Source organism: Pseudomonas sp. LS_2, from assembly GCF_042709235.1.
Lineage (GTDB): Bacteria > Pseudomonadota > Gammaproteobacteria > Pseudomonadales > Pseudomonadaceae > Aquipseudomonas.
Genome location: NZ_JAVAYC010000062.1, coordinates 1 through 2,661 on the forward strand (window position 1 = coordinate 1; position 2,661 = coordinate 2,661).

The following is a 2,661-nucleotide window of genomic DNA, read 5'->3' on the forward strand; positions in this document are numbered from 1 at the left end:
GTGATGCAGCGGCTCGATGCCATGCACCAGAATCCCGCCGCCCACCAGAAACATCGCCGCCGTGCCGATCACCGACAGGCTCTTCATCATGTACGGTGCCGCGCGCAGGATGCCGTTGCCGATACCTCGCGCCAGGGCCGAGCCCTTCTGCGTCAGCCACAACCCCAGGTCGTCGAGCTTGACGATGCCCGCCACCAGTCCGTAAACGCCAATGGTCATGACGACGGCAATGCCCGACAGCACGATCACCTGCTGGGCCAGAGGCGCATCGGCGACTGTCCCCAGGGTAATGGCGATGATCTCTGCCGAAAGGATGAAGTCGGTGCGCACCGCGCCCTTGATCTTGTCTTTCTCGAAGGCCACCAAATCGATGTCAGGGTCGGCCAGGGCCTCTTTGCGTGCACTGTGCCCCGCCTCGTCGTCTTCCTTGCTGTGCAGGAACTTGTGCGCGAGCTTCTCGAAGCCCTCGAAGCACAGGTAGGCACCGCCCAGCATCAACAGCGGCGTCACCGCCCAGGGAATGAACGCGCTGATCAGCAGCGCCGCCGGCACCAGGATCAACTTGTTGAGCAGCGAGCCCTTGGCCACCGCCCACACCACCGGAATTTCCCGCTCGGCACGCACGCCGGTGACCTGCTGGGCATTGAGCGCCAGGTCGTCACCCAGCACACCCGCGGTTTTCTTGGCCGCGACCTTGGTCATCAATGAAACGTCATCGAGCACCGTGGCGATGTCGTCGATGAGTACCAATAGATTGCTTCCTGCCATGTTCGCCTGTTCCCGTGGGCTGAAGGGTCGAATTCTAGCCCAAAGTCGCTGCCTTGAGCCGCCGTCGGGCGCGGTGCTACCATGCCCGATCCCCTCTTAGAGTGGGCCAGACATGAGGAAGATCCGTAGATCATGAGCACGATTCGCGAGCGCAACAAGGAACTGATCCTGCGCGCGGCCAGCGAGGAATTCGCCGACAAGGGCTTCGCCGCGACCAAGACCAGCGACATCGCCGCCAAGGCAGGCCTGCCCAAGCCGAATGTCTACTACTACTTCAAGTCGAAGGAAAACCTCTATCGCGAAGTGCTGGAGAGCATCATCGCGCCGATCATGCAGGCGTCCTCGCCGTTCAATGCAGAGGGCGACCCGAAAGAGGTGCTAAGCGGCTATATCCGCTCGAAGATCCGCATCTCCCGCGACTTGCCCTATGCCTCCAAGGTGTTCGCCAGCGAGATCATGCACGGCGCCCCGCACCTTTCGCCGGGGCAGGTGCAGCAGTTGAACGAGCAGGCGCGACACAACATCGAATGCATCCAGCGCTGGATCGAGCGCGGGCAGATCGCCCCGGTCGACCCGCACCATTTGATGTTCAGCATCTGGGCGGCGACCCAGACCTACGCCGACTTCGACTGGCAGATCGCCGTGGTCACCGGCAAGGCGAAGCTGGCCGACAGTGACTATGACGCGGCGGCCGAGACCATCATTCGCCTGGTATTGAAAGGCTGCGAGCCCGAGGTAGCCTGAACCTCGGCGGCACCCTCATCGCGGGACAAGCCCGCGATGAGGCCGGTACTGACACCCTCTATCAGGCTGCGACCCCAGCATCCGCCGTCAACCCCAGCGCCTCGATCGCACTGATCGCACACTGCTCGTCTATATCCGACGTATCCCCGCTGATCCCTACCGCTCCCAGCACTTTGCCGTCCTGATCACGTACCAGCACCCCACCCGGCGCAGGCACCACCGGCCGCTCGCCCAAGCCATTGAGCGCAGCGAAGAACGCCGGGCGTTGCTGCGCGTCCAGCGCCAGCAGGCGCGAGCCCTTGCCCAAGGCAATAGCGCCCCAGGCCTTGCCCATGGCCACCTGCGGTCGTAGCAGGCTGGCACCATCTTCGCGTTGCAGCGCCAACAGGTGGCCGCCGGCATCGAGCACCGCCACCGTCAAGGGCGCTGCCCCGATATTGCGGCCTGCCGCCAACGCGGAATTCACCAGGCTGACGGCGACTTTCAGGGTCAAAACGTTCATGGAAAAGGTCCTCTTCTTGTTATGAGAAGCCCCGAGGGCAGTGAAAAAACGACAAGCCAATAGAACACAACTGATTTATTTTTTGTATACAATATTTTTGCATTTTAGTACCCACTCCAATAGACACCCATTCTTCATTGGGTTCCAGGCAAAAGTCATTTGCCCCGATGAAAAGCATTGACCTGAGCATCGGAGCGTGAATACACTTTGCCGCAAAGCAAGTTGTATACAATTACAAAATCGATGAGGCACAACCCATGAGCAAAATGAGAGCAATCGATGCAGCCGTTCTGGTCATGCGCCGCGAAGGCGTAAACACCGCGTTCGGCATCCCAGGGGCTGCCATCAACCCGCTGTACTCGGCCCTGAAGAAAGTCGGCGGCATCGATCACGTCCTCGCTCGCCACGTCGAAGGCGCCTCGCACATGGCCGAGGGCTACACCCGCACCAAGGCCGGCAATATCGGCGTGTGCATCGGTACCTCCGGCCCTGCCGGCACCGACATGGTCACCGGCCTGTACAGCGCCTCCGCCGACTCCATCCCGATCCTCTGCATCACCGGCCAGGCCCCGCGTGCTCGCCTGCACAAGGAAGACTTCCAGGCCGTCGACATCACCAGCATCGTCAAGCCCGTCACCAAGTGGGCG

4 protein-coding genes are annotated in these 2,661 nt (G+C 61.6%); 2 read left to right on the forward strand and 2 right to left on the reverse strand.

The features are described 5' to 3' along the window. Nucleotides 1–768, reverse strand: a 768-nt coding sequence (locus RAC97_RS24510) for a DUF808 domain-containing protein (RefSeq protein ID WP_379671518.1), incomplete at its 3' end; no start/stop codon positions are given. A 132-nt stretch (nt 769–900) separates the two neighbouring features. Here RAC97_RS24510 and RAC97_RS24515 point away from each other — a divergent pair. Next, on the forward strand, nt 901–1,512 hold the full coding sequence (locus RAC97_RS24515) for a TetR/AcrR family transcriptional regulator (protein WP_375102206.1): 612 nt from the start codon (nt 901–903) through the stop codon (nt 1,510–1,512). Between the two features lie 61 nt (nt 1,513–1,573). On the opposite strand, the gene RAC97_RS24520 is transcribed toward RAC97_RS24515, so the two are convergent. Continuing rightward, a complete protein-coding gene (locus RAC97_RS24520) occupies nt 1,574–2,014 on the reverse strand; it encodes a heme-binding protein (RefSeq protein WP_375102207.1) in 441 nt (146 codons plus the stop codon). A gap of 257 nt (nt 2,015–2,271) precedes the next feature. Between RAC97_RS24520 and RAC97_RS24525 the strand changes: the two genes are divergently transcribed. Beyond that, nucleotides 2,272–2,661, forward strand: a 390-nt coding sequence (locus RAC97_RS24525) for a thiamine pyrophosphate-binding protein (protein ID WP_375102208.1), incomplete at its 3' end; no start/stop codon positions are given.

Bases quoted from the DNA above. Each gene is read 5' to 3' on its own strand.
- RAC97_RS24515 (WP_375102206.1), top strand. From the start codon at position 901: ATGAGCACGATTCGCGAGCGCAACAAGGAACTGATCCTGCGCGCGGCC.
- RAC97_RS24520 (WP_375102207.1), bottom strand. From the start codon at position 2,014: ATGAACGTTTTGACCCTGAAAGTCGCCGTCAGCCTGGTGAATTCCGCG.